Origin of the sequence: Streptomyces sp. NPDC093097, from assembly GCF_044754325.1 — a bacterium.
Classification (GTDB): Bacteria; Actinomycetota; Actinomycetes; order Streptomycetales; family Streptomycetaceae; genus Streptomyces.
In genome coordinates, this window is record NZ_JBIVOW010000007.1 from 140,171 (window position 1) to 162,588 (window position 22,418).

At 70.4% G+C, this 22,418-nt stretch carries 25 protein-coding genes, 3 tRNA genes and 1 pseudogene; 14 read left to right on the forward strand and 15 right to left on the reverse strand.

All coding sequences use genetic code 11. The features are described 5' to 3' along the window. The first annotated feature begins 48 nt into the window (after positions 1–48). A complete protein-coding gene (locus ACIQE0_RS14695; RefSeq protein WP_402331801.1) occupies positions 49–1,521 on the forward strand; it encodes a PLP-dependent aminotransferase family protein in 1,473 nt (490 codons plus the stop codon). A 117-nt stretch (positions 1,522–1,638) separates the two neighbouring features. Here the strand turns inward: ACIQE0_RS14695 and ACIQE0_RS14700 are convergent, their stop codons facing one another. After that, on the reverse strand, positions 1,639–2,136 hold the full coding sequence (locus ACIQE0_RS14700) for a carbonic anhydrase (RefSeq protein ID WP_402331804.1): 498 nt from the start codon (positions 2,134–2,136) through the stop codon (positions 1,639–1,641). A gap of 507 nt (positions 2,137–2,643) precedes the next feature. Between ACIQE0_RS14700 and ACIQE0_RS14705 the strand changes: the two genes are divergently transcribed. The 3 genes from ACIQE0_RS14705 to ACIQE0_RS14715 all read left to right on the forward strand — a co-directional run bounded on the left by ACIQE0_RS14705 (position 2,644) and on the right by ACIQE0_RS14715 (position 3,451). Then, a tRNA-Leu gene (locus ACIQE0_RS14705) sits at positions 2,644–2,715 on the forward strand. 95 nt (positions 2,716–2,810) lie between these two features. Then, on the forward strand, positions 2,811–2,942 hold the full coding sequence (locus tag ACIQE0_RS14710) for a hypothetical protein (protein WP_402331807.1): 132 nt from the start codon (positions 2,811–2,813) through the stop codon (positions 2,940–2,942). A gap of 164 nt (positions 2,943–3,106) precedes the next feature. Further along, positions 3,107–3,451, forward strand: coding sequence for a hypothetical protein (locus tag ACIQE0_RS14715; RefSeq protein ID WP_366328998.1), 345 nt, complete (start codon positions 3,107–3,109; stop codon positions 3,449–3,451). 201 nt (positions 3,452–3,652) lie between these two features. Here ACIQE0_RS14715 and ACIQE0_RS14720 read toward each other — a convergent pair whose 3' ends face one another. The 3 genes from ACIQE0_RS14720 to ACIQE0_RS14730 all read right to left on the reverse strand — a co-directional run bounded on the left by ACIQE0_RS14720 (position 3,653) and on the right by ACIQE0_RS14730 (position 5,040). After that, positions 3,653–3,790, reverse strand: coding sequence for a hypothetical protein (locus ACIQE0_RS14720; protein ID WP_402331810.1), 138 nt, complete (start codon positions 3,788–3,790; stop codon positions 3,653–3,655). A gap of 5 nt (positions 3,791–3,795) precedes the next feature. Next, a complete protein-coding gene (locus tag ACIQE0_RS14725) occupies positions 3,796–3,969 on the reverse strand; it encodes a hypothetical protein (RefSeq protein ID WP_402331813.1) in 174 nt (57 codons plus the stop codon). 162 nt (positions 3,970–4,131) lie between these two features. Then, positions 4,132–5,040, reverse strand: coding sequence for an AAA family ATPase (locus tag ACIQE0_RS14730; RefSeq protein WP_402331816.1), 909 nt, complete (start codon positions 5,038–5,040; stop codon positions 4,132–4,134). Here ACIQE0_RS14730 and ACIQE0_RS14735 point away from each other — a divergent pair. Continuing rightward, complete coding sequence (locus ACIQE0_RS14735; protein ID WP_402331819.1) at positions 5,027–5,458, forward strand: SgcJ/EcaC family oxidoreductase; 432 nt, start codon at positions 5,027–5,029, stop codon at positions 5,456–5,458. The genes ACIQE0_RS14730 and ACIQE0_RS14735 overlap by 14 nt on opposite strands. 242 nt (positions 5,459–5,700) lie before the next feature. On the opposite strand, the gene ACIQE0_RS14740 is transcribed toward ACIQE0_RS14735, so the two are convergent. Next, on the reverse strand, positions 5,701–6,507 hold the full coding sequence (locus tag ACIQE0_RS14740) for an ATP nucleotide 3'-pyrophosphokinase (RefSeq protein ID WP_402331822.1): 807 nt from the start codon (positions 6,505–6,507) through the stop codon (positions 5,701–5,703). 265 nt (positions 6,508–6,772) lie between these two features. Between ACIQE0_RS14740 and ACIQE0_RS14745 the strand changes: the two are divergent. Then, a pseudogene (locus ACIQE0_RS14745) lies at positions 6,773–6,988 on the forward strand (LysR family transcriptional regulator); the annotation flags it as partial. 102 nt (positions 6,989–7,090) lie between these two features. Here the strand turns inward: ACIQE0_RS14745 and ACIQE0_RS14750 are convergent. After that, positions 7,091–7,498, reverse strand: coding sequence for a YciI family protein (locus ACIQE0_RS14750; protein WP_402331825.1), 408 nt, complete (start codon positions 7,496–7,498; stop codon positions 7,091–7,093). Positions 7,499–7,764: 266 nt separating this feature from the next. Next, positions 7,765–8,790, reverse strand: a complete 1,026-nt coding sequence (locus ACIQE0_RS14755; protein ID WP_402331828.1) for an NADP-dependent oxidoreductase — start codon at positions 8,788–8,790, stop codon at positions 7,765–7,767. A 70-nt stretch (positions 8,791–8,860) separates the two neighbouring features. Here ACIQE0_RS14755 and ACIQE0_RS14760 point away from each other — a divergent pair, with 70 nt between their 5' ends. Next, positions 8,861–9,991, forward strand: coding sequence for a GlxA family transcriptional regulator (locus ACIQE0_RS14760; RefSeq protein ID WP_402331831.1), 1,131 nt, complete (start codon positions 8,861–8,863; stop codon positions 9,989–9,991). 43 nt (positions 9,992–10,034) lie between these two features. Here ACIQE0_RS14760 and ACIQE0_RS14765 read toward each other — a convergent pair. Further along, positions 10,035–10,108: transfer RNA gene (locus ACIQE0_RS14765), tRNA-Met, on the reverse strand. 343 nt (positions 10,109–10,451) lie between these two features. Here ACIQE0_RS14765 and ACIQE0_RS14770 point away from each other — a divergent pair. The 4 genes from ACIQE0_RS14770 (at position 10,452) to ACIQE0_RS14785 (ending at position 14,279) form a co-directional block, all read left to right on the forward strand. Next, entirely contained in the window at positions 10,452–11,441 is a 990-nt protein-coding gene (locus ACIQE0_RS14770) for an ABC transporter substrate-binding protein (protein WP_366328984.1), read from the forward strand. Positions 11,442–11,522: 81 nt separating this feature from the next. Continuing rightward, positions 11,523–12,485 (forward strand): iron chelate uptake ABC transporter family permease subunit, encoded by a 963-nt coding sequence (locus ACIQE0_RS14775; protein ID WP_366328982.1) that lies wholly within the window; start codon positions 11,523–11,525, stop codon positions 12,483–12,485. Then, entirely contained in the window at positions 12,478–13,524 is a 1,047-nt protein-coding gene (locus ACIQE0_RS14780) for an iron chelate uptake ABC transporter family permease subunit (RefSeq protein ID WP_402331835.1), read from the forward strand. The genes ACIQE0_RS14775 and ACIQE0_RS14780 overlap by 8 nt, the downstream gene beginning before the upstream one ends. After that, positions 13,521–14,279, forward strand: coding sequence for an ABC transporter ATP-binding protein (locus ACIQE0_RS14785; RefSeq protein ID WP_402331838.1), 759 nt, complete (start codon positions 13,521–13,523; stop codon positions 14,277–14,279). The genes ACIQE0_RS14780 and ACIQE0_RS14785 overlap by 4 nt, the downstream gene beginning before the upstream one ends. Before the next feature lie 131 nt (positions 14,280–14,410). Here ACIQE0_RS14785 and ACIQE0_RS14790 read toward each other — a convergent pair whose 3' ends face one another. Together ACIQE0_RS14790 and ACIQE0_RS14795 are read right to left on the reverse strand one after the other, a co-directional pair. Then, a complete protein-coding gene (locus ACIQE0_RS14790; RefSeq protein WP_402331841.1) occupies positions 14,411–14,899 on the reverse strand; it encodes an LURP-one-related/scramblase family protein in 489 nt (162 codons plus the stop codon). A gap of 437 nt (positions 14,900–15,336) precedes the next feature. Then, on the reverse strand, positions 15,337–16,431 hold the full coding sequence (locus ACIQE0_RS14795) for a YeiH family protein (protein ID WP_402331844.1): 1,095 nt from the start codon (positions 16,429–16,431) through the stop codon (positions 15,337–15,339). 95 nt (positions 16,432–16,526) lie between these two features. On the opposite strand from ACIQE0_RS14795, the gene ACIQE0_RS14800 reads away from it, so the two are divergent. Further along, positions 16,527–17,477 carry a LysR substrate-binding domain-containing protein gene (locus ACIQE0_RS14800; protein WP_402331846.1) on the forward strand — a complete coding sequence of 317 codons (951 nt, stop codon included), beginning with the start codon at positions 16,527–16,529 and terminating at the stop codon, positions 17,475–17,477. A gap of 104 nt (positions 17,478–17,581) precedes the next feature. On the opposite strand, the gene ACIQE0_RS14805 is transcribed toward ACIQE0_RS14800, so the two are convergent. Next, positions 17,582–17,655, reverse strand: a tRNA-Met gene (locus tag ACIQE0_RS14805). A 397-nt stretch (positions 17,656–18,052) separates the two neighbouring features. Between ACIQE0_RS14805 and ACIQE0_RS14810 the strand changes: the two genes are divergently transcribed. Then, complete coding sequence (locus tag ACIQE0_RS14810) at positions 18,053–18,778, forward strand: dienelactone hydrolase family protein (RefSeq protein WP_402331849.1); 726 nt, start codon at positions 18,053–18,055, stop codon at positions 18,776–18,778. A gap of 269 nt (positions 18,779–19,047) precedes the next feature. Here the strand turns inward: ACIQE0_RS14810 and ACIQE0_RS14815 are convergent, their stop codons facing one another. Together ACIQE0_RS14815 and ACIQE0_RS14820 are read right to left on the reverse strand one after the other, a co-directional pair. Beyond that, on the reverse strand, positions 19,048–19,176 hold the full coding sequence (locus ACIQE0_RS14815) for a hypothetical protein (RefSeq protein WP_402331852.1): 129 nt from the start codon (positions 19,174–19,176) through the stop codon (positions 19,048–19,050). A gap of 277 nt (positions 19,177–19,453) precedes the next feature. Further along, positions 19,454–20,047: a pyridoxamine 5'-phosphate oxidase family protein gene (locus ACIQE0_RS14820; protein ID WP_402331855.1), complete on the reverse strand. Its 594-nt coding sequence runs from the start codon at positions 20,045–20,047 to the stop codon at positions 19,454–19,456. A gap of 330 nt (positions 20,048–20,377) precedes the next feature. Between ACIQE0_RS14820 and ACIQE0_RS14825 the strand changes: the two genes are divergently transcribed. After that, entirely contained in the window at positions 20,378–20,518 is a 141-nt protein-coding gene (locus ACIQE0_RS14825) for a hypothetical protein (protein ID WP_402331858.1), read from the forward strand. 145 nt (positions 20,519–20,663) lie between these two features. Here the strand turns inward: ACIQE0_RS14825 and ACIQE0_RS14830 are convergent, their stop codons facing one another. Further along, complete coding sequence (locus tag ACIQE0_RS14830) at positions 20,664–21,074, reverse strand: RidA family protein (protein WP_366328964.1); 411 nt, start codon at positions 21,072–21,074, stop codon at positions 20,664–20,666. 53 nt (positions 21,075–21,127) lie between these two features. After that, entirely contained in the window at positions 21,128–22,345 is a 1,218-nt protein-coding gene (locus tag ACIQE0_RS14835) for a serine hydrolase domain-containing protein (RefSeq protein ID WP_402331861.1), read from the reverse strand. Positions 22,346–22,418 lie beyond the last annotated feature (73 nt).

Sequence of the window (22,418 nt, forward strand, 5' to 3'; positions counted from 1 at the left end):
TGGGGTGCAGCATGGTTCCTTCACCAGGACCACTTGCGGGATGAATCAATGGACCATTGGGCGGGCGCCACCCCGAGCCCGGCTACCGGCTCTGACTTCCTCCAACTCGACCCCGCCGCCGCTCCGCCCCGAGGACGGACCGACTGGCTGACGACACAACTACGTGCGGCGATCGTCCAGTCACGCTTGCCGGCAGGCACCCGACTACCGGCCACACGCTCCCTCGCAGCGGAGCTCGGCATAGCGCGCGGAGTCGTCGTCGAGGCCTACCAGCGGCTGGGCGAGGAAGGACTGACCGCCTCCCGCCCCCGTGCGGGCACGACGGTGCGCCCCAGGCCACACGCCTTTCCGGACACACCAGTTCCGCAGGCCAGGATGCCGCTGCTTGCGCAGCCCGGCCCCCGGGACGGCATCGAGTACGACCTCTCACCAGGACTCCCCGACCTCTCTCACTTTCCGCGTGCGGCATGGCTGCGTGCCGAGCGGGAGGTTCTCGCCCAGGCAAGCGGCGCCGACCTCGGATACGGGGAACCCGCGGGGGCACCCGCCCTGCGCGCAGAGTTGGCGCGCTGGCTCGGCCGCACCCGCGGAGTGCGCGCCACCGAGGGAGACATCGTCGTCGTCGCCGGGGTCGCGCAGGCACTGGCCCTGCTGGCGCAGGTCCAGCATGCCCGCGGTCGCCGCCGCATCGGTGTCGAGGATCCCGGTTCGCGCGGCGCGGCAGACGAACTGACCCACTGGGGCCTGACCCCGGAACCGATCCCCGTCGACAGCGACGGCATGCGCACCGACGTCCTGGCCCGAGAGGACCCGCAGTCGGTACTGGTCACCCCCGCACACCAATTCCCCATGGGCGCCGTCCTCGCGCCGCAGCGTCGAGCGGCCCTGCTCGCCTGGGCAACCCAAGCAAAGGCTCTGGTGATCGAGGACGACTACGACGCTGAATACCGCTACGACCGCGCACCCGTTCCCGCCGTCCAGGCGAGCGCACTCGACCACGTGGCACACACGGGCAGCACCTCCAAAACCCTGGCTCCCGCGCTACGCCTGGGATGGCTGATCCCCCCTCGACGCCTGAGGGCAGAGATCATCGACGCCAAGTACGCCAGCGACATCGCCAGCCCCGCCATTCCCCAACTGGTGCTTGCGCACCTGCTGGCCAGCGGCGCCTACGACCGCCACCTGCGCCGAACCCGCACCCGGCAACGGACCCGCCGCGACGCCATGTTGGCCGCGCTGCGCCAGTACCTCCCCGGCACCCACGTGCTCGGAGTGGCTGCCGGACTCCACCTGCTGGTGCTCCTGGCCGACCCGGCCTGCGACGACGCCGAGGTGGCCGAGCGGCTGCGCGCCAACGGTGTCCACACCCAGCCCCTGTCCTGGCACCGCCACCACGCCGGGCCACCAGGACTCGTCCTCGGGTACGCCGCACACACGCCGGCCCGCATCACCGAGGCGGTCGCCCGCATCGCCGAGAGCCTGCCCGATCGGCGCCGCCGGAGAAAAGAAGTGACGTCGTAGGCATCAAGGGACACAGGGGCCGCGGTCGCGTCGTCACAGGGAGGCGGTCCGGCCGCTCGTCACCGACCCGACCACACAGGCGGCCTCGTCCTACGGCTCAGGATCCCGTCCTACGGCTCAGGCAGGCGCGCCGGTCAGGACTTCCACCTTGCCGGTGTCGAGCGAGTAGTAGGCGCCGACCACGGCAAGGGTGCCCTTTTTCACGAGGGGGGCGAGGTCCTTGTTGGCACGCAGATCGGTGGCGGTCAGCTTGACCTGCGCGCGGGCCATGGTGTCCACCGGGTCGGCGCCGCCTCCCCGGTGTGCCTGCGCGTATGCCGGCTGAAGAGCCTTGGCGATCGCCTGCAGATTGCCAGGCAGCGGTGTGCCATCGCGGAGGGACTCGTACGCCGCCTTGACGGCACCGCAGCGCTGATGCCCGAGGACCACGACGAGCGGGGTGCCACTGGTCATGGGCCCGTACTCGACAGAACCGGTGACCACCGGGTCGACCGTCGCCCCGCCCGTGCGCATCACATAGAGATTGCCCAGCCCGGTGTCGAAGAGGAGTTCGGGCGGCACCCGGGAGTCGATGCACGAGAGGATCGCCCCGAAAGGCTCCTGCTCCTGAGCCACGAGCTGACGCCGGTTCGGATCCCGGTCGGGATGATGAAGGTCTCCGCTCACCCAGCGCCGGTTGCCCTCCATCAGTCTCGCGAGTGCCGCGGAGGGCGTGGTCGGACTTGGACTCGGACTCGGACTCGGACTCGGCGAAGCGTTGGCCGCCGCCAGGGAGGCCCTCGGCGATGAGCACCCCGCGAGCGCGGCGACGCCGCCCGCAAGTCCACAGGCAAGCAACGCTCTACGATCCAGACGCCCTGCTCTGTCCATCGGCTGTTCCTCTCGATACCGCTCAGACACGTCCCGCTGCCTTGACCGGGGCCATTGTTCAGCGCGGGGTGGGCGGTACGGAGCAGGCACAAGCGGGCCGGCGCGACGTTGCCACCGACGGCCCACAGACCGGGGAACGGGCGGCGCCGTGCGTACCTGAGCCGGGCCCGTTGTGATGTGGCGTCAGCAGTCTCGCCGATCCGATATGATCATGGTGCAGCTTCACCCCCGCGAGCAGCGGGCGGAAGTCGTGCGTCTGTGGTCCAAGGAAAGACGTCCACCAACCGGTGGGAAATGCAGGTGCAAGGCCTGCCGGGCGCTCCACCAGAAGGCCCCTTCCTCTCTGCCGAGGAAGGGGCCTTCTGCTGTGAGGACTCACGATGGCGATGGTGGCGGCGCTCTTGTCGAGGGCCTCCCGGATGTTCTTGTCCGTGTGCACGACGGTGGCGTGGAGCATCGCCAGGGGGCTGGTGAGGTTCGGGTTCGGCTGGCGGGTCATCATCCCCCTGGTCGACGCGCGGCAGGCGCGGGAGGCGCTCACCGGAACCTGATCGTTGGTGACCGTTCCTGGCCGGATTGCCTCTTTCGTCTCATTGAACGATGAAGCAAAGTAGCTCGGGTTGTCCCGAGTCGCCGGGCTCACGGGTTTTCTTCCTGGCATTCCTGGCATGCGATGAGAAGTGAGGTAACACGGATGAAGACGAACCATCGGCGTGTGAGCAGAGCCGCCGTCGCCGGCGCCGCGGCGGCCCTTTGTCTGGCCGGGGCGAGCCAGGCGCAGGCCGCCACGCTCGGCAGCGTCACCTTCTACACAGGCGCCGACCGGACCGGGGCCGCCGTCCAACTCGACCTTGAGAAGGTCGGGGTGTGCCAGGAACTCACCACCCCGGTCCGCTCCTTCTACGCCGCGTCGAATCAGGCCGTGGACGTCTTCTTCAACAAGGGTTGCACGACCGGCGCCCCGGGCCAGAGCGGCGACCTGTACTTCCGCACGGGCACCCTCGGCCAGGGCAACTTCCCCTACGAGGCCGTCAGTTACCGGATCCGCTCGGCCGGCTGACGGGCTCCGGTGCCGGGTCCTTGATCCCGGCGACGAGCACGTCGATGAACGCGCCGCGCTCCGCCTCCGTCGAGGGGCGGTCCGGGACACCCGCACAGGTCTGCACAGGTGCGGCAGTCGACGGGACCTCGCCGGCCTGGCCATCAGCCGGACCGCATCCTGCGGCGACGGCTCCGGTGACCTGTACACCAGCACGGCCGCCTACCGGTACTGGATCGAGAGCACGTAGACGCAGGAGTGGGACGGGGTCCCGGAGTCACAGCCCTTGGCCGCGGTACCCCGGTAGCCGTTCTCCGCGGCAGCAGCCAGCACGAGGCCGGCCGCGGAGGACGGCACCATTCCGCTCAGTATCTGGACTTCTCGTCAATGACAGGCATGGGTACCCCGCCCGGATGCCAGGTGCCGAGGAAGGCGGTCTGCCGGCTGACGTCGACGAACTCGACGCGGGCACCGATGCTGTCCATCCGGTGATAGGCGAACGGCCGGCCGTAGGGGCAGCCCGAGAAGTCCACGGGCATGCCGTCCTTCTCCAGGCGCCGGGATCCATGCGTGACATCGCTGTACCAGAAGCCGATGTGCCTGTCATCCCCGCATGATCGAACACGCCACCTCGGAGGCCGAGTGGTTCAAAGCCAGCTGCATCGGCTTCCTGGTGGTACCCGCCTTCGTCATGGGTCCCGTCATGCACGTCGCCCCGGAAGCGGGGCGTCGAAGAGACCCAGCTCGTCCTCGTCGGGTGCCTGGAAGGACTTCGCATACTCCGCGAGCAACTCGCGGCTGACCGGGGCGGTCCCTGGTCCACCCTCCCGGCTGCGGGCTTCGAGACGGCGGTGCAACTCGTCGATCGACGCTGTGAGGTAGTGCAGTTCAACGGGAACCCCGAGTGCGCGCGCCGCCCGTCGCTTCGCGTCCCGTTCGGAGCGTCCCCAGAAGCCGAAATCCAAGATCACAGTCTCTCCGAGCCTCAACAGGTCCTGGGCATGGGCCCAAAACCGCCCCTCAAGCCGCTCGCGCCTTCGCTCATCGAACAGGTCGATGTCGAGATCCGACATCCATGCGTCCGGACACAGGCGCACCGCCGGGATCTCGTTCGCCAGGCGTTTGGCCAGCGTTGTCTTCCCGGAACCAGGAAGCCCGCACAGCAAGATCAGCCTGGGCTCGGGGCTCACATCCACCAGGCGCCTCCACGGCATCGCAGCAAGGTACTTGGGCATCCTCGCGCAACCGCCCCAGCCGACGGAAATGGATTCCGCTGACGTGATCCACCCATCGCACGGTCGCGAAGCGGGGCCGCCGTAGGGGGCACGCGACTCAGGCAGTGGCCCTGTGCGGGCGTCCTTCACTCGGTGCGAGGAGAGTGTGGTCCGCTCGCCGCCCCAGGGGGTGTGCCGCCGAGCCGCCTGGCGATTCGGGGCGTTGGTGTCCTGGGCGGGCGGGGGTCGCAGCGACAGCGGCGCGTGGCGCTCGGCCGGTTCGCCGGGGTTGACCTCGATCGTGGTTGAGGTTGTTGGGTAGGCGGTGGCGGCGATCGCAGCCGCCGCCAACTGAGCAACTTGGCACAAAGAGGGCACCGTCATGACGAGCGACATTCTTGTAGTGGGGACGATTGCGCCGGAGAACCAGGCCGCGGTGGCCGGTGTGGTGAAGGGGTTGGAGAAGGCGTTCAACGCGAAAGACCCGGTTGCGCTGGGCGAGCAGTACACCGAACACGCCTCCTGGACCAACGCCACCGGCACGCGTCTCGACGGCAGGGAAGCGATCGCCGAGTTCGGCGCTGCGGCGATGAAGAGCTTTCTGAGTGACTCCTTCGCCCGGTACGACGTGGTCAAGATGCTGGAGATAGCCCCTGGCGTGATCGCGGTGAACGTGGCACAGACACCCACCGACAGCACAGGAAACCCTGTCAACGGTCCGCGGGGAGCGACGCTCTACGTGATCGCCGAGCAGGCGGATGGTTGGCGCATCGCGGCAGGCCAGAACATGGCCGTCGCCCAGCAGGCCGTGTGACACCCGGCGCTGATGCGGGGCTGGCGTATGCCGGGGTGGGCGCTGCCGTCAGCGGGGACAGCCGGGCCGTTCCACTCGCCTCGGCCCGGCTGGTGAGGTGTGGCGTACTGGGCGAGCCCGTGATCGGCGGGCTCGCCTCGTCGTACACCGGACGAAGTCGAGCGCACGGCCGCCGGCACCGCGGCACTTCGGCACTCGGCTGCGCCGCGGGCCGGCGGTCAGGCGGTCAGGCGGTCTGGCGGTCAGGCGGTCCGAGCGGGGAGGCGCGCCGGTGCGGGGGACCGGCGCGCCGGTGCGGTCAGCCGCTCGGCGCCGGCCGGGATCGGAACCGCGGCGAAGATGGCGTCCTGCTGCTTCTGGAGCTCGCGGGCCCGCTGGGGAGTGGTGCTGGGCAGCCGCTGCTCCTCGTAGAGCTTGTGGGTCGCCAGCTGGGCGGCCTTGCTCTGGGGGGTGTGGAACTGGACCTCGAATGCCTGGCCCGAACGGGGCGCGCGCCAGGCGGAGTTGACGGCCTTGTAACCCTTGGCGCGGGCCCAGGTGTTGGACCAGCGCTTGCTGTCGTTGCCCCAGGAGGAGAGCAGACCGGCGGCGACGGTGGCGCCGTGGGTGTACTGCCGGGTGGACCACTGGAGGGTGTAGCGGACGGAGTCGTTGATCTGGGCAAGGGAGGTCTCGACGCTCTGCCCAGGGGTCTCCTGCATCCGGGTGGCGATCTTCCGCTTGAGCGAGTCCGGGGACTTCAGCCGCTGGTCGAAGCCGACGACGGTGGCGTGGGTGAGCAGGGCGGCAGCGCGGACCTGGGGGCTGATGGACCGTTCCGCCCGCCGGGCGTGGGTCAGGAACGCGTCGACCTTCTTGTTGTCGGCGGCGCTGAGGTGCAGTCCGTCCTTGCTCCAGCCGCCGTTGCGATCGGCGGTGCGGGCCGCGCCGGACGCGGTGGTCGGGGCGGCAGCGGCGGTGTGCACCGCGCCGGCGCCGAGGGCGGTGGCCAGGGCGGTGGCGAGCGCGGCCCGGGTGACGGTGCGGCGGGCGGTGGCGTACAGGTTCATAGGGGTGCGGCTTCCTCTCTGTGGTGCCGTGGGGCTGTGGCTGCCGCCGGCCCCGGCGGACCGGGGTGCGGACGGTGCCGAGAGATGCAACGCGCGCCGGGCGCATTGGTGGCTGGTCACGCGCCCCGAAGGCCGTTGCCTGGCTGGATCAGTGCGTTGCGCGGCGTGAAATGGTCGCTGCGCTCGCCCCGGCAAGGCTCGGGCGACGCGGAACGGCCAGATCAGGCGCACGCCGTAGCGGTGCCATAAGTCCACCGGGAAGCGGCTGGAGATCGAGACCTTCCTGGTGCTGGCCGAGGAGTTGCACTTCGGGCGGACCGCCGAGCGGCTGCTGGTTTCCCGGGCGCGGATCAGCCAGACCGTGCAGCGGCTGGAGCGCCGCGTCGGCGCGCCCCTGTTCGAGCGGACCAGCCGCCGGGTGCGGCTCACGCCGCTCGGTCGGCGGCTGCTGGCCGACGTCGAACCGGGCTGGCGCCGGATCGTCTGGTGTCCTCGGCCGCCGCGAAGTCGGCTCCGCGGCGGCCGAGGACGGCGAGCACGCTCGGCGTGAGGCTCCGGAGCAGGACCTCGTCCATCGACGAGGTCACTGCGTGACGGTGGGCGACGCGGTCAGGAACGGGCGTACCTCAAGCCATTCGTGGATCGGCTTCCCGCCCGCCCCAGGGGCGGCCGACAGTTCGCCGGCCAGCTCGACGGCGCGCTCGTAGCTGTCGACGTCGATCACCATCCAGCCGGCGATGAGGTCTTTGGTCTCGGCGAACGGGCCGTCGGTGACCGGTGGGCGACCCTCGCCGTCGTACCGCACGAACGTGCCCTCGGGGGCGAGGGCCTGGCCGTCGACGAACTCGCCGGTCTTTTCGAGCCGGGCCGCGAAGTCGTTCATGTACTGCATGTGGGCCGAGATCTCCTCCGGCGTCCACTGGCCCATCGGCACGTCGTTGACCGATGCCGGAGCGCCTCGGTAGTGCTTGAGCAACAGGTACTTGGCCATCGTGGTTCTCCTCGCTGGTGCGGCCCATTGTGGTCGCGTTCATTGTGGAGACGGAGCCGGTCACAGGTTCTCGACATCGCCGACCGAATTTCTTTTGGGCTCTTGTGGATGAGCCTGGGCGGGCCGCCTCGCGGTGTGTCCGGGGCCACCGCGGGGCGCGATCCGGCACGGTGCCGGCCGCGGCCGCCGGCACCACGGCAGCTCTGCCGCGCCGCACACTCGACGGCCGCGATGCCGCTTTGACCCTTAGCCCGGACCCCTTCGCCTCAGCGCACGGTGATGACCAGCTTGCCTGTGGTGCGGCCCGTTTCCCCCAGGGCGTGGGCCCGGGCGCCGTCGGCGAGGGGGAAGGTGCCGGAGATGTGGGCGCGGAGCCTGCCCCGGTCGACGAGTTCGGCGATGGCGCGCATCCCGGCCTGGTCGTGCTCGACGAGCAGGGTGACGGCGCGGACCTGCGCCTGCTCCGCCGCGGCGAGGGTGTCCTCGGCGCCGGGCAGCAGGGAGACGAGGATGCCGCCGGGGCGGAGCACGCTCACCGAGCGGGTGGCGGTTTCCCCGCCGAGGGCGTCGAGGACGACGTCGTAGCGCTCGTCGGTGACGGTGAAGTCCTCGTAGCGGTGGTCGATGCAGGCGTCCGCGCCGAGTTCGCGCAGGAAGTCGTGCTTGGGGGCGCTCGCCGTCCCGGTGACGTGCGCGCCGCGCTCCTTGGCGATCTGTACGGCGAGATGACCGACACCGCCGGCCGCGGCGTGGATCAGCACCCGCTGCCCGGCCCGGAGGCCCGCGGTGTCGACGAGGGCCTGCCAAGCGGTGAGCGCGGCCAGCGGCAGAGCGGCCGCCTGGACGTGGTCGATCCCGGCGGGCTTGGCGGCGAAGGCGCGCGCGGGGCCGGTCACGAACTCGGCGTGGGAGCCGGCCCCGTACGGGTAGGGGAGCATGCCGAACACCTCGTCGCCCGGCCGGAAGAGGGTGACGCCGAAGCCCGTCTCCAGCACGGTGCCGGAGACGTCCCAACCGAGGGTCAGCGGCGGGGGCGGCAGGAAGATGCTCAGGGCGCGGTGCTTGAAGTCCGTGGGGTTGAGTCCGGCCGCGTGCACGGCGACGAGGATCTCCCCGGGGCCGGGCACGGGCCGCGCAAGCTCGGTCAGCCGCAGCACCTCGGGGCTGCCGAGGACTGTCTGGTGCAGGGCGAGCATCACGGGGGCGCCGTCCGGGGCCGCGGGGGCGGGGGAGTCCGTGGCGGCCGCCGGGGCCGGGGAGTTGAGGTTCTCAGGTGTGTGTGTCGACGTCATGCCTCGATCCTGGCCGTACGGTCCGGCCCGGGGCGATGGCAAGAAGGTCATCCTCCGATACATTCTGGCCATGCCTCTCGACCCTGCCGCCCGCTGCGCCCCCGGCACCCGCAGCACTCCCACGGCCCGCCCCGCGTCCGCAGCGCCCTCCCGGGCGCGTGACCTCGCCGACCGCGCGGCCGAACTGGACCGCCGGATGCGCCCGGACCCGCGGCCCGGCGCCCACAAGGTCGTCGTCCTCGCCCTCGACGGCGTCTACCCCTTCGAACTCGGCATCCCGCACCGGGTCCTGGGTTCCGCCGACGGCCGCTACGAGGTGCTGTCCGCGAGCGTGGACGGGCAGCCCGTGCGTACCGACTCGGACCTGACCGTCACCCCCGGGCACGGGCCCGAGGTGCTGGCCGAGGCGGACACCGTGGTCATCCCTCCGTACGCGCTCTCCCCTGCCGCGGCCGCCGCCCCGGACCCGCGGGCCCTCGCCGCCCTCTCCCGCGTCCGCCCCGGCACCCGTCTGGTGTCCATCTGCACCGGTGCGTTCCTGCTGGCCGCCGCCGGTCTCCTGGACGGGCGCCGGGCCACCACCCACTGGGCGCTCACCGACTACTTCCAGGAGCTGTTCCCCCGGGTCGACCTCGACGCCGGGGTGCTCTTCGTCGACCACGGTGACGTGCTGACCTCCGCCGGGGCGGCGAGCGGTGTGGACGTCTGCCTGCACCTGGTGCGCCAGGACCACGGCAGCGAGGTGGCCAACCAGGTCGCCCGTTGCTGCGTCGTGCCGCCGTACCGGGACGGCGGGCAGGCGCAGTACATCGAGCGGCCGGTGCCGCCGGCGAGCGGAACCGGCACCGGGCCGACCCGCGACTGGGCGCTGCAACGGCTGGAACTGCAGCTGTCGCTGGGCGAGTTGGCCGCGCACGCGGCGATGAGCACCCGTACCTTCGCCCGGCGCTTCCGGGAGGAGACCGGTCTGAGCCCCGGCCGCTGGCTGACCCAGCAGCGCCTGCGACGGGCGCGGCACCTGCTGGAGTCCAGCGACCTGCCGGTGGAACGGGTCGCCCACGAGGTCGGCTTCGCCACCGCCACCTCGTTGCGGCGGCACCTGGCGGCGGAGGCGGGGGTCGCCCCGTCGGCGTACCGGCGCACGTTCCGTTCCTCGGGTCCGGCCGCGGGCGGCGCCGGGGAAGCAGCAGAAGGGCCGTGAACGCAGTGAAGGCCCGGTGGATACCGGGCCTTCACTTTTTGAGTAGCGGGGACAGGATTTGAACCTGCGACCTCTGGGTTATGAGCCCAGCGAGCTACCGAGCTGCTCCACCCCGCGTCGGCACGGTGAACTCTACGGCACTTACGCGGCACAAACGAATCGAGGGCCGCAGCGGCAGGGAAGGCCATGGCGTCGGGGCGCCTGGGCGGCGTTCGCGCGGGCCGTCGCCAAGACGCCGGTGCCGACGCCGCACAGCGGACGACGCCAGGCGGGGAGGGGCCGGCCGCATGTGCCGCGGACCCGGAGGAAGGGTCCCCAATCCCGTGATTCGGTAATGAATGGATCAACACTTCCAAAAGTTAGGTTAGGCTAAGCAAAGCCTTCCGGGGGTAGCACGTGGCCGGCGCTGCGGGAGGGGGCGTTGCCGGCTGCCCGTCAGACCTAACTAGGAGTCACCGCCGTGCGTTCCACACGTTTTCGTAAGACCTTCGCCGTCACCGGCACGATCCTGTGCGCGGGCGCAATGCTGAGCGCCTGCGGATCCGGCAACGACAAGAAGTCCGACGAGGGCAAGGGCAAGGACACCGTCTCGGTCGCGACGGGCAACGGCGAGATGAAGGTGCCGCACAAGCCCGCACGGGTGGTCGCACTGGACAACACCTCCTTCGCCACCCTCAAGGCGTTCGGCGTCAAGCCCGTCGCCGTGCCGAAGCCGCTGCTCCCCAAGAAGGGGTTCGAGGACTGGAAGAACGACTCCTCGATCGCCGACGCCGGCAGCCACCGCGAGCCCAAGTTCGAGGCCGTCAACGCCGCCGAGCCGGACCTGATCATCGGCGGCTACCGGTTCGCCAGCCACCAGGACAAGCTGTCCAAGATCGCGAAGACCGTGGACGTCGCGCCGTCCGACGAGGCCAAGGGCGGGTACGTGAACGCGCTCAAGACGCAGACCGAGGCGCTGGGCAAGATCTTCGGCAAGGAGGACAAGGCCAAGGAGATCGTCGACGCGCTCGACAAGGCCAAGAGCGCCGCCGCCGACGCCACCAAGGGCGAGAAGGTGTTCCTCGGCGTCGTCACCGCCGGAAAGGTCGACAACGGCGCCAGCCGCATCGGGCGGATCATCGAGCCGCTGAAGCTGGAGAACGTGCTCAAGGCCGACGGCGAGAAGAGCACCTCCGTCCACAACGACTCCGGGCTCGCCCCCGAGACCATCGCCCAACTCAACCCCGACTGGGTGATCCTGATGGACCGGGACGCCGCCGTGGCCGAGCCGGGCAAGGAGTCCGCTGCCGCGAAGAAGCTGGTCGACGGCATGGAGGCATGGGACAAGACCACCTTCCGCACGAAGGGACAGGTCGTCTACCTGCCGACGGACTTCTACGTCACCGAGGGCGCCCAGGCATACACCGACGCCTTCAACCAGGTGGCGACCGCCTTCACCAAGGCCGGCTGACCCCTCCCCCCCGCCGGCGCGGGCACCCTGCCGCCACGGCACGGGTGCCCGCACGCCGTCCGTTGACCCCTCGGAAACCGCATGCGCAAACTTCCGCTCGCGCTGGCCACCTTGTGTGTGCTGGCGCTGATCGCCGCCTCACTGCTCGTCGGCGGCTACCACATCGACATCCCCGCCCTGTTCACGGACCCCGACGCCCGGAGCATGTTCTTCATCTCCCGGGTGCCGCGCACGCTCGCGCTGGTCTTCGCCGCCGCGGCGATGGCCGTGTCCGGCGTGGTCATGCAGATGCTCGTACAGAACCGGTTCGTCGAACCGACCACCACCGGGACCAGCGAATGGGCGGCCCTGGGCATTCTGCTGCTCACCCTGTACCTGCCGGCCGCGCCGGTGATGGTGAAGATGATCGTGGCGAGCCTGTTCGCCTTCGCGGGCGCGCTCGTCTTCCTCGGCGTACTCCAGCGCATCGCGCTCAGATCGCAGGTCATCGTGCCGATCGTGGGCATCATGCTCGGCACGCTGGTCAGCGCGGTGACGCTGTACATCGCCAACTCCACCGAGCTGCTGCAGATGCTCGCCGCCTGGCGCTCCGGCGGCTTCAGCTCCGTGGTGCGCGGCAATTACGAACCGCTGTGGGTGGTCGGACTCATCGTCGTCGCGCTCTACTTCGCGGCCGACCGGTTCACCATCGCCGGACTCGGCAAGGACGTGGCCACCAGCCTCGGCCTGCCCTACCGGCGCATCATGTTCGCCGGGATCACCATGGTCGCCCTGGCGACCGGCGTCACCGCCGTGGTGGTGGGCTTCATCCCGTTCCTGGGACTGATCGTGCCCAACCTGGTCTCCCTCGTCCGCGGCGACGACGTACGGAGCAACCTCCCGTGGGTCGTGCTCAGCAGCGTCGCCCTGATGATCGCCTGCGATCTCGTCGGACGCGTCGTGGTCTTCCCACTGGAGATCCCGGCCACCGTGGTGCTCGGTGCGGTCGGGGCGACCGTGTTCGTCGTGATGATCCTGCGTCAGCGAGGTAAGGCGTATGTCTGAGACTCCCGCGACGGCCACCGAGGCTCCCCGGAGCTCACCGCCCGCACCCGTCGCACAGACCCCGCCCGCCGAGGCCGGCGCACGACGGGGACTGTCGGTCGGCGCACGGATCGGAGTGACGGCCGCGCTGACCGCCGCCGCCGTGGTGTGCTTCCTCTTCCTCTTCGTCCAGGGCTCGTTCGACTTCGCCATCGAGCGGCGGCTGACCATGCTCGGCGCGATGGTCGTGGCCGCTTTCGCACAGGCCGTGGGCACCGTGGTCTTCCAGACCATCACCCACAACCGCATCCTGACCCCCTCGGTCATGGGCTTCGACTCCGTCTACACACTGATGCAGACCCTGATGGTCTTCGTCTTCGGCGGCAGCGTCTTCGCCACCACCGACGGGCTGCCCAAGCTCATCACCCAGACCCTGCTGATGGTCGCCTTCACCACCCTGCTGTTCCGCTGGCTGTTCTCCGGCAGCCACGCCAGCATGCAGGTACTGCTGCTGGTCGGCGTCGCGCTCGGCCTCGCCTTCACCAGCCTGTCCCTCTTCCTCCAACGGCTGCTGTCGCCCGCCGAGTACGACGTGCTCTCGGCCCGGCTGTTCGGGCGGCTCAGCAGCGCCGAGGCGTCCTACCTGCCGCTGGCCGGCGCGGTGTGCCTGGTCGCGGGGACCATCCTCTGGCGGCGGCGCCACCGCCTCGACACCCTGCTGCTCGGCCGCGACGCCGCGACGAACCTGGGCATCGACCACAAGCGCGAGATGACGCTGATGCTGGTGGTGATCGCCGTACTGGTCTCCCTGTCCACGGCGCTCGCGGGCCCCATGACCTTCTTCGGGTTCGTCACCGCGCTGCTCGCCTACCAGATGGCCGGCACCCACCGGCACTCCGCGGTCATGCCGCTGGCCTTCCTGATCGGGCTGTTCACCCTGGTGGCCGGGCAGTTCGTCATGGAGCACGTCTTCTACGCCTCCGGCATGCTCACCGTCGTCATCGAATTCCTCGGCGGGGCGGTCTTCCTCGTCCGTCTGCTCCGGAAGGGCACCCTGTGATCGAGTTCACCGACATCCGCAAGGCGTACGGCGAGCATGTGGTGCTCGGACCGGTCTCCGGCCGCATCCCGGCTGGCGGCGTCACCTCGCTGGTGGGGCCCAACGGCGCGGGCAAGTCGACGCTGCTCACCATCCTCGGTCGGCTCGCCGAGCCGACCTCGGGCACCGTGACCGTCGACGGCCTCGATGTGCACCAAGCCAAGTCGCAGGACGTGGCACGGGTGTTGTCCATCCTGCGGCAGGAGAACCACTTCACGGCCCGGGTGACCGTACGGGAACTGGTGTCGTTCGGCCGCTTCCCGCACTGCAAGGGGCGGCTGACCGCCCAGGACGTCGCCCACGTCGACGAGGCGCTGGACTTCCTCCACCTCGGCGATCTTCAACACCGCTACCTCGACCAGCTCTCCGGCGGCCAGCGCCAACGCGCCTACGTCGCCATGGTGCTGGCCCAGGACACCCAGTACGTCCTCCTCGACGAGCCGCTGAACAACCTCGACATGAAGCACTCCGTGCGCATGATGAGCCAACTCCGCCGCGCGGCCGACGAGTTGGGCAAGACGGTCGTACTGATCATCCACGACATCAACTTCGCCGCGACGTACTCCGACCGCATCATCGCCCTGCGCGACGGACGCATCGCCGCCTCCGACACGGCGGAGGGCATGATGCGCCCGGAGATCCTCAGCGAGGTGTTCGACACCCCCGTCCAGATCCACGAGGTGGACGGCAAGCGGACGGCCCTGTACTACCGCTGACACCCGCGCACGACATCCGGCCCGGCGACGAGGTCCCGCCCCTCCTGTGGGCGGGACCTCGTGCGTTCCGCCCGGCCGTCGGGTTCCGCCCCGAGCGGGATACGGAACGGACCGGATCAGAGGCCGCTGAACTATTCGTCCTTGAGGTCCTCAAGGGTGTGGTCGACGCACACCGCCAGGATGACCAGCAGCATGTCGTCCTGCGGGCTCATCACGTCGACGGCGTAGGTGTCCCGGATGGTGAACCAGCGCCGGGAGACGTGCGCCAGGGTGGTGCCGTCGTGCTGGATGTCGAACTCCCGGTCCCAGAAGTTCCCGGCGATGTGCAGCCGCCGCCCGTCGCGCAGACTGACCTTGAACCGGTCCCCGAAGAGGCTGAACGTCCGCTTGCTGATCCGGCCCACCAGTTCACCGTCCCGTTTGATCAGGATGGTGTGGTGAAAGGTGAGGGCCTTCTTGACGATGCTGGCGATCTGGTTGCCGTCGGTGTCCACGAAGTCGAAGGTGGTCCGCAGGCGCAGCAGTTTCCTGTTGACCTTGTACAGCTTCTCCTGGTGCTCGGTTTCGATCCAGGCTTCCTCATGGAAAGCCAACAAGCGGTCGCGTACCAGGTAGCGCACGGAAATTCCCCGTCCAGATCGTTGGTGCCAGGCCGGCCGGTGGCGCCGTGCCGGCCCAGAGCGTAACGGGGATCCGGATCCGACGCCGCCGCGGGGGCGGGGACGGCGCGCGGCAGCGGCGCGGGGCCGCTCGGCAACGTGCCGGCTCCGGCTCGTGGAGCGGCCCAACGGGCGGGTGCCGCAGCCAAGTTGAGGGGAGCGGCGGATGGGGGCGTGGGCGAGGCAGCCGTCCGGTCGGACGAGGACGGCACGCAGGGTGGACCAGGTGCCGCTCGGGGAGGGCGCCGGGCGCGCGCAGGTGCGGCCCGGCGGTAAGGCCGGGCCGCACCTGCGCTCTCCTCAGCTTCACGCTCTGCTGAGTGCGTGCTGTCGACGGTCGATGCCCGCGGGAGTCTGTCGGTACCCGCCGGGACCCTGCGCCCTGTTGCGAGCGTCCGTCACACGTACCGGACGAGGAACTGGACGGCCAAGCTCGTGACGGACACCACCAGCCACAGGCAGCCCCCGAGCAACAGCGGTGCGGCGCCGGCTCGGCGCAGTTTGGCGGGGTCGGTGGACAGGCCGATCGCGGACAGGGCAACGGTGATCAGGAAGACCGCGAGCATGCTGAGCGGGCCGTGGGCCGCGGAGGGGACGAGACCGGCGGTGTTCACGGCCGCCAGGACGAGGAAGCCGACGAGGAACCACGGCACCAGCCGGCCGACGCGCACCGGGCCGGGCAGCCCCTGCTCCGAACCCGCCGCACCGGCGTCGGCCCTCCGCGCCCGGCGGCGGGCGAGAGCGGCGAGGCCGAGGCAGATCGGGATGATCAGCAGCGTGCGGGCGAGCTTGACGACCACCGCGTAATCGGCCGCCGGGCCACCGAAGGTGGTGGCCGCGGCGACGACCGAGGACATGTCGTTGACCGCCGTGCCGGCGAACAGACCGAAGGCGTGCTGGCCCATGCCCAGCAGATGCCCGAGGACCGGGAAGGTCAGCACCGCGGCGACGTTGAAGACGAAGATCGTGGAGACCGCGTAGGCCACCTCCGCCTCCGCCGCGCCGATGATCGGCGTGACCGCGGCGATCGCGGAGGCGCCGCAGATGCCGGTACCCACACCGATCAGGGTGCGCAGATCGCGGACGACACCGAGACGGCGGCCGATGACGTACGCCGCCGCCAGGCACACCACGAGGGTCACGATCATCACCGGCAGCGAGCCGACACCGACCCGCAGCACCTGCCCCAGGGACAGCTGCGCGCCCAGTACCACCACCGCGGCCTGGAGCACCCCGCGTCCGGCGAAGGCGATGCCGGGCCGCATCCGCTCGCCGGGCCGGACCACGACCGCCACCAGCACCCCCAGCACGATGCCGCTCACCGGCCCGCCGACGACGGGTACCAGCCGGCCCAGCGCCGTTGCGACGAGGGCGACGGCGACGGCGAGGGCGAGCCCGGGCAGCCGCGCGCCGAGGGCGGCGCCGGGCTTGCGGGCGGAGGCACGGCGGGACGGGTGGGAGGTCCCTGACCGGGGGAGAGTGGCGTCCTTCATGATCACCACTCTGCGCGGCCCCACGCCTGCCCTGTAGCCCCTGATCGAGCACGAGCTCATAGCGGAGCCGTATGACCACCTCATACGCTACGGCTGTGACAACCCCCTCCACCCCGCCGGACCGCCCCACCCTCCGCCTCCCCGTGCGCACACCGGACCTGGAGTCGCTGCGGCTCCTCGTCCTCGTGGCCGACCTGGGCAGCCTGGGCCGTGCGGCCGAGCAACTGCGGATATCCCAACCCTCCGCCAGCCGCCGGCTCTCGACCCTGGAACGCGGGCTGGGACTGGTACTGGTCGACCGGACCCGACGCGGCTCCCGGCTGACGCTGGCCGGGCAGGTCGTCACGGGACAGGCCCGGCGGGTCCTGGACGAGCTGGACGAACTGCTCGCCGGGGCCGGGAAGTTGCGTGACAGGCGGGAGGCCGAACTGCGCGTCGCGGCGAGCCTGACCATCGCCGAGTACCTGCTGCCGACCTGGATCAGCGAGCTGCGCGGCCGCCGGCCGGAGCTGTACATCGGGCTTCAGGTGACCAACAGCGAGCACGTGCCCGAACTGGTCGAATCAGGCGAGGCCGACATCGGGTTCATCGAGGGACCGCACCTGCCCCGCGTGATGTCCACCCGGCAGGTGGCAGAGGACCGGCTCGTCGTCGTGGTCGACCCCGGGCACCCGTGGGCGCGACGACGCGAACCGCTCTCGGCGCGGGAACTGTCCCGTACGCCGCTGGTGCTGCGGGAGAGCGGATCCGGCACACGCCAGACCCTGGACCGCGCCCTGCACCTGGCCGGCTGCGACCGTGCCCGGCCCCTGGTCGAACTCGGTTCCACGGCCGCCGTACGCGGCGCGGTGATCGCCGGCACCGGCCCGTCCGTCCTGAGCGAGCTGGCCGTTCGCGGGGACATCAGCGAGGGCCGGCTGACCGGCGTCGAGGTGGCGGGTGTCGACCTCACGCGCGACCTGCGCGCGGTCTGGCCCACCGGACGGCGCCTGGTGGGCCCGGCGGCGGAACTGGTGATGGTGGCCCGGCGAGAGGATGCTCTCTAGGGCGTGGTTCACACTGGCGCCGGCTCCGGAACTTCTCAGCAGCGTCGGGCCATGACCCTGAACGCAGTGAAGGCCCGGTGGATACCGGGCCTTCACTTTTCGAGTAGCGGGGACAGGATTTGAACCTGCGACCTCTGGGTTATGAGCCCAGCGAGCTACCGAGCTGCTCCACCCCGCGTCGGCATGGTCAACTGTACGGCATGAGCCTGGATCAACCGAATCGGCTTCGGTACGGTCGGATCGAGGGCCACCTGTACCGCGTGGAGCCGCCTTGCCCGGCGATATGGAGTCGGCGGCGGTCGTCGCGGCTCGACCTCGCATCGCGCGGCCTGTTTCCCGGTGGGCCTGCCGCCTCGGCGGCCGGCGGAGCAGCGCGGCCTGCCCGCGGGGGCCGCCACGCGCTGACCGCTGTCTGCTGTCTGCTGTCTGTCGACCGGCGACTACGGCCCGGTCGGAGCTCCCCGCGCAGGCGACGTCGTGCACCTGGCACCCCGCATGTCATAGGCGCACCCGCGCTGTTCTGCCGGCGGTGAACACGGCCCGCCTGGGCTGGACGATCACTACAGTCCCGTCTCATGACGACGATTACCACGCGCACGGTCGAGTACCCGGCCGACGGCTTGACGATGGTCGGGCACCTCGCGCTCCCGGCCGGTGTCGACCGCCGGCCCGCGGTCCTGGTCGGGCCCGAGGGGCCGGGGCTGAACGACTTCCAGCGCCGACGGGCCGACGCGCTGGCCGAGTTGGGGTATGTGGCGCTCGCCTTCGACATCAACGGCGGGCGCTGGTTCACCGACCCCGAGGAGATGCTGGCGCGCATCATGCCCCTGCTCGCCGACGCCGACCGGATGCGGGGCATCGGCCATGCGGCGCTGGACGTGTTGCGCGCCGAACCGCGGACCGACCCCGACCGGATCGCCGCCGTCGGCTATGGCACCGGGGGTGCGATCGCGGTGGAACTCGGGCGTGACGGCGCCGACTTGCGCGCGATCGGGACGGTCAACGGACTGATCACGGGGCGACCGGGGGAGGCGGCGCGCATTCGCTGCCCGGTGTGGGCCGGGGTCGGGTCGGAGGACCCGATCATGCCGCCCGCGCAACGGGAAGCGTTCGCCGCCGAGATGCAGGCCGCAGGCGTCGACTGGCGCCTGGTGGTCTACGGCGGTGCCTTGCACGCCTTCCATCACCCGACGGTCGACCAGGACGTGCTCCCCGGCGTCGGCTACCACGCACGGCACGCGCAGCGAGCCTGGCGTGACGTCGTCGACCTGCTCGCCGAGTGCCTGCCCTTGACGGGGTGATCCGGTCGGCAACCGCCTGGTCGGCAGGCATGTAGGGCCCCGGACGCCCGGCCGGTTCGCCGGCCGGGCTCCCGGGCCCCGCCGATGCACCACCAACACCGAGCCCACAGTCCCGACCGGTCATCGGCCCCCGGTACGCCGCCCGAACACCCCAGTCAGAGCACGATCAGGCACCAAAGAAGCGATGTCCGCTGACGCGGTCTCTGGTGCCAACCAGTGGGAGGTGACTGGGTCTACGGCCGTGAGGCGGCGCGGCCCTCTGGGGGCCGTCACGCCTCCAGCATGCCGGTGACCAGCAGCCGCAGCGATTGCGCAAGCCGTTGGGCCTCTCCCTGTCCCAGCAGGTGCACGATCGGACCGTTCTGCGGGGCGCCGAGCCGGATGTGGGCCAGCACCACGCCCGTCACTGCGGGTGCGGGGAGGACTGGCTCACCGCGACTGACGAAGGCGGTGGCCCGCAAGCTGATCAGTGCCCTGGTCGGGGCCTGACCTGGACGCCCTGCCGGGAGGGTAGATGGGCAGGGCCGATCTGCCTTGCCGGTCAGGGGGGTTGTCGCTGCGCCGGCAGTCAGGTCCAGGGGGCGTCGGCCTGTGCCGCCGCCTTCGTCCGCGTCCTCTGCGACGTGACCGGCTTCCGGACGGATCAGCCGTGGTGCCCGCTCCAGCGGCCGGGATTCACTCGGTGCCCGGAAGCGGTGGCAGCGGCAGCGGCAACCCCGGCAGGCCGTCGATGCTGGAGGCGATGTGCTCCTTCTTGTGGAAGTACGCATCGAGAGACTCGTCGGTCTCGCGCGCGAAGCGCGACGCGTGCAGTGAGCGGTCCTCGTCATAGGTCATGAACGGGACCGCGTAACCGCAGGTGTCGCGGATCTTCTCCGCGGTCACCACGATGATCGCGCGCAGGCCGTGCAGGGTCGGGTCGATGTCCGGGAAGTGGCTCATCAGCTCCGCCCAGCGTGCGTCGTCGCGGAAGACCGGCTCTCCGCGGCCGTGCACACGCACGATGTTGGGCGGCCCGTCGAAGGCGCACCACATCAGGGTGATACGGCCGTTCTCGCGCAGATGGGCGACCGTTTCGGCGTTGCTGCCGGCGAAATCGAGGTAGGCCACGGCGAGTTCGTCGAGCACGGCGAACGAGCCGGTCAAGCCCTTGGGTGAAAGGTTGATGGTGCCGTCGCCGTCCAGCGGCGCCGTCGCGGTGAAGAAGATGTGCTGAGATTCGATGAAGGAACGCAGTCTGCCGGATATCCGCTCGTAGCTCTTTCCCATGGGAGCGATTATGGCGGACGGGCACTTTCCTGCGAGACGGCAGACAGAGATCACATGCCAGGAGGATCCCTCGGCCATTGCCGCGCTGGTTGTCCGGGGACGTCAACTGTCGTAGCGGATAGGTGCGTTGGGCGGATGCCCGGCGTGCGCACGTCCCGGTGGTGTGTCGAGCCAGGTGCGGCGTAGGTCGCGGTGGCTGCGGGCTGCGGGCCGCGCACTGCGTGCGTCTCGGGTGCGGCGGCGGAAGGGGTTGACCTTGACCCTGCGTCAGGGTTGGCCGTGGTGTTCCTGCCGGGCGCCAGCGCGGTCGGCCTGGACTAAGCCTGGGAGGTGCAGCGCGAACGGGACAGCAACGGGGCGGGGGAGTTGGTGTGCTCCCTGATCTCCGGGACCTCACCGGCATGGCAGCGCATCCTCGATGCACTGGCCCACCGCGCCGAGCAGCGCCGAACCGCCAGGCACGACAGCTGAAGCAGGCGCCCGGCCACGTCCGACAGCCAGAATCAGAGCGCCGTACCGCACGCCCCCGGATGTGGTTTCTTGCTGCCGAGCCGGCCGGGGGGAAGCAGAACAACGGCGAACTGCCCTGCCGGCCCCCCGCGGTGCGTCAACGGACTCACGAATCGAGTACGGCGGCGACGGCCTCGATCTCGACGAGCTGGTCCTTGTAGCCGAGCACGGTGACGCCCATCAAGGTGCTGGGGACGTCATGGTCGGCGAAGGAGTCCCGGACCACTTCCCAGGCCGCGACCAGATCCTCGCGCCGGGCGGATGCAACGAGGACCCTGGTGCTGATGACGTCCTGGAGTGACGCGCCGGCCGCGGCGAGAGCGGCCCGCATGTTCTCAACGGCCTTCCGTGCCTGGCCCGCGTAGTCTCCGACCGCCGCCGTGGACCCGTCGTCGTTGAGTGGACAGGCACCGGCGAGGAAGACCAGGCGGGACTCGGCGGGCGCCGTGGCCGCATAGGCGTACTCGGCGACGTCGGACAGGGACGCGGAGCGGATCAGAGTCACGGCACGAGCCACGGTCGTCGGGTCCTTTCCCATCGAGTGGTGAGCGTACGGCCCGGTGGCACCGCTCAGGAGCGGTTGCACAGGGCGTTGTCGATCAGTGCGTTGGTCGCCTTGTTGAGGGCGGGGAGGTCCGGCAGGGTCGAGGTGCTGGTGAGGGAGATCGTCACGGCGCGGTGGCCGTCGGCGGTGACCGCGGGACGGGTGTAGACGCCGATCCCGTCGCCCTCGTGTGCGTAGGAGTAACTCCCGCATGATAGCGGGATCTTCCGCAATCCGAGGCCGTAGTCGCCCAAGGGCTGCTCCCGGACGTCCTCGGGGTCGTCGGTGCGCGAGACCGTCTGTCGCATCTCGCGCCACTGCTCGGCCGGGAGGAGTTCCCCGCTCGCGAGAGCACGGAAGAATGTGTTGAGGTCCTCGGTGGTGCTGACGATGCCGGAGTCGGCAGTGTGCTGGTAACTGTTGTCGGTGATGTCCAGCGAGGTGCCGGGCGCGGTGCTGAGGGAGACGCGTGCGTGCGGTTCAGGCAGGAACGGGTTGGCTCCGGGGATCACGGTGTGGCGCAGACCCAGCCGCGCGATGATGCGGTGTTCGACCAGCTCGCGCCAGTCCGCACCGCCCGCCTTCCGCGCGATCATCGCCGCCAGCAGGTAGTTGGTGTTGGAGTAGGCCCAGCGCGTACGGCCGCCGGGCTGCGGGGCGAACAGGGGGCGGTGCAGCATGGCGATGGCGACGAGTTCGGTGGGCGGGGTGTCGCTGTAGCGGTTGGCGTCGAAGTTCCGCAGCATCTTCTGCACGCCGGCGTCATCGATGTAGTCGAACAGGCCGCTGGTCTGCCGCAGCAGGTCGCGTACGGTGATCCGCCGTCCGTCGTTGCCGTGGCCTGCCACCACGCCGGGCAGCCAGTGCTCAACGGAGTCGTCGAGCGACAGCCGCTTCTCGGCGACCAGTTGGAGGACCACGGTCGCCACGAACGTCTTGGTGGTGCTCGCGATGCGGAACTCCGCGCCCCACGGCACAGGCGCCGTCGAACCGGCGGCAGCGGCGCCTGCCCGGGCCTGCAACGGCCCACCCGGCGCGTCGACCCGAGCCACCACGTTCACCGCGCCGCCGCCCGCCTGTCGGACGGCGGCGACGTCGTGCCGCAGTTGGGCGACGGAGTAGCCACTCGGTCCTGGGCGAACCGACGCCGCCGGCGCGGGGGCCGCTGCCGCCAGCGAGCCGACGACCAGCAGGACAGTAGTGGCAAGTGAGGTGCCGCCGGCCGACTTTGCACGTATCCCCATGAGTCGTCTCCTTGAGCCTCTTCAGCGCGACCGGTGAGCAGTCAAGTCGACGTCGGCATGACGGTACATAGGG

Coding starts and splice junctions, on each gene's coding strand:
- ACIQE0_RS14695 (WP_402331801.1), top strand. CDS start 49: ATGGACCATTGGGCGGGCGCCACCCCGAGCCCGGCTACCGGCTCTGAC.
- ACIQE0_RS14710 (WP_402331807.1), top strand. CDS start 2,811: ATGTTCTTGTCCGTGTGCACGACGGTGGCGTGGAGCATCGCCAGGGGG.
- ACIQE0_RS14720 (WP_402331810.1), bottom strand. CDS start 3,790: ATGGTGCCGTCCTCCGCGGCCGGCCTCGTGCTGGCTGCTGCCGCGGAG.
- ACIQE0_RS14725 (WP_402331813.1), bottom strand. CDS start 3,969: ATGCCCGTGGACTTCTCGGGCTGCCCCTACGGCCGGCCGTTCGCCTAT.
- ACIQE0_RS14735 (WP_402331819.1), top strand. CDS start 5,027: ATGACGAGCGACATTCTTGTAGTGGGGACGATTGCGCCGGAGAACCAG.
- ACIQE0_RS14730 (WP_402331816.1), bottom strand. CDS start 5,040: ATGTCGCTCGTCATGACGGTGCCCTCTTTGTGCCAAGTTGCTCAGTTG.
- ACIQE0_RS14740 (WP_402331822.1), bottom strand. CDS start 6,507: ATGAACCTGTACGCCACCGCCCGCCGCACCGTCACCCGGGCCGCGCTC.
- ACIQE0_RS14750 (WP_402331825.1), bottom strand. CDS start 7,498: ATGGCCAAGTACCTGTTGCTCAAGCACTACCGAGGCGCTCCGGCATCG.
- ACIQE0_RS14755 (WP_402331828.1), bottom strand. CDS start 8,790: ATGACGTCGACACACACACCTGAGAACCTCAACTCCCCGGCCCCGGCG.
- ACIQE0_RS14760 (WP_402331831.1), top strand. CDS start 8,861: ATGCCTCTCGACCCTGCCGCCCGCTGCGCCCCCGGCACCCGCAGCACT.
- ACIQE0_RS14775 (WP_366328982.1), top strand. CDS start 11,523: ATGCGCAAACTTCCGCTCGCGCTGGCCACCTTGTGTGTGCTGGCGCTG.
- ACIQE0_RS14780 (WP_402331835.1), top strand. CDS start 12,478: ATGTCTGAGACTCCCGCGACGGCCACCGAGGCTCCCCGGAGCTCACCG.
- ACIQE0_RS14795 (WP_402331844.1), bottom strand. CDS start 16,431: ATGAAGGACGCCACTCTCCCCCGGTCAGGGACCTCCCACCCGTCCCGC.
- ACIQE0_RS14810 (WP_402331849.1), top strand. CDS start 18,053: ATGACGACGATTACCACGCGCACGGTCGAGTACCCGGCCGACGGCTTG.
- ACIQE0_RS14820 (WP_402331855.1), bottom strand. CDS start 20,047: ATGGGAAAGAGCTACGAGCGGATATCCGGCAGACTGCGTTCCTTCATC.
- ACIQE0_RS14835 (WP_402331861.1), bottom strand. CDS start 22,345: ATGGGGATACGTGCAAAGTCGGCCGGCGGCACCTCACTTGCCACTACT.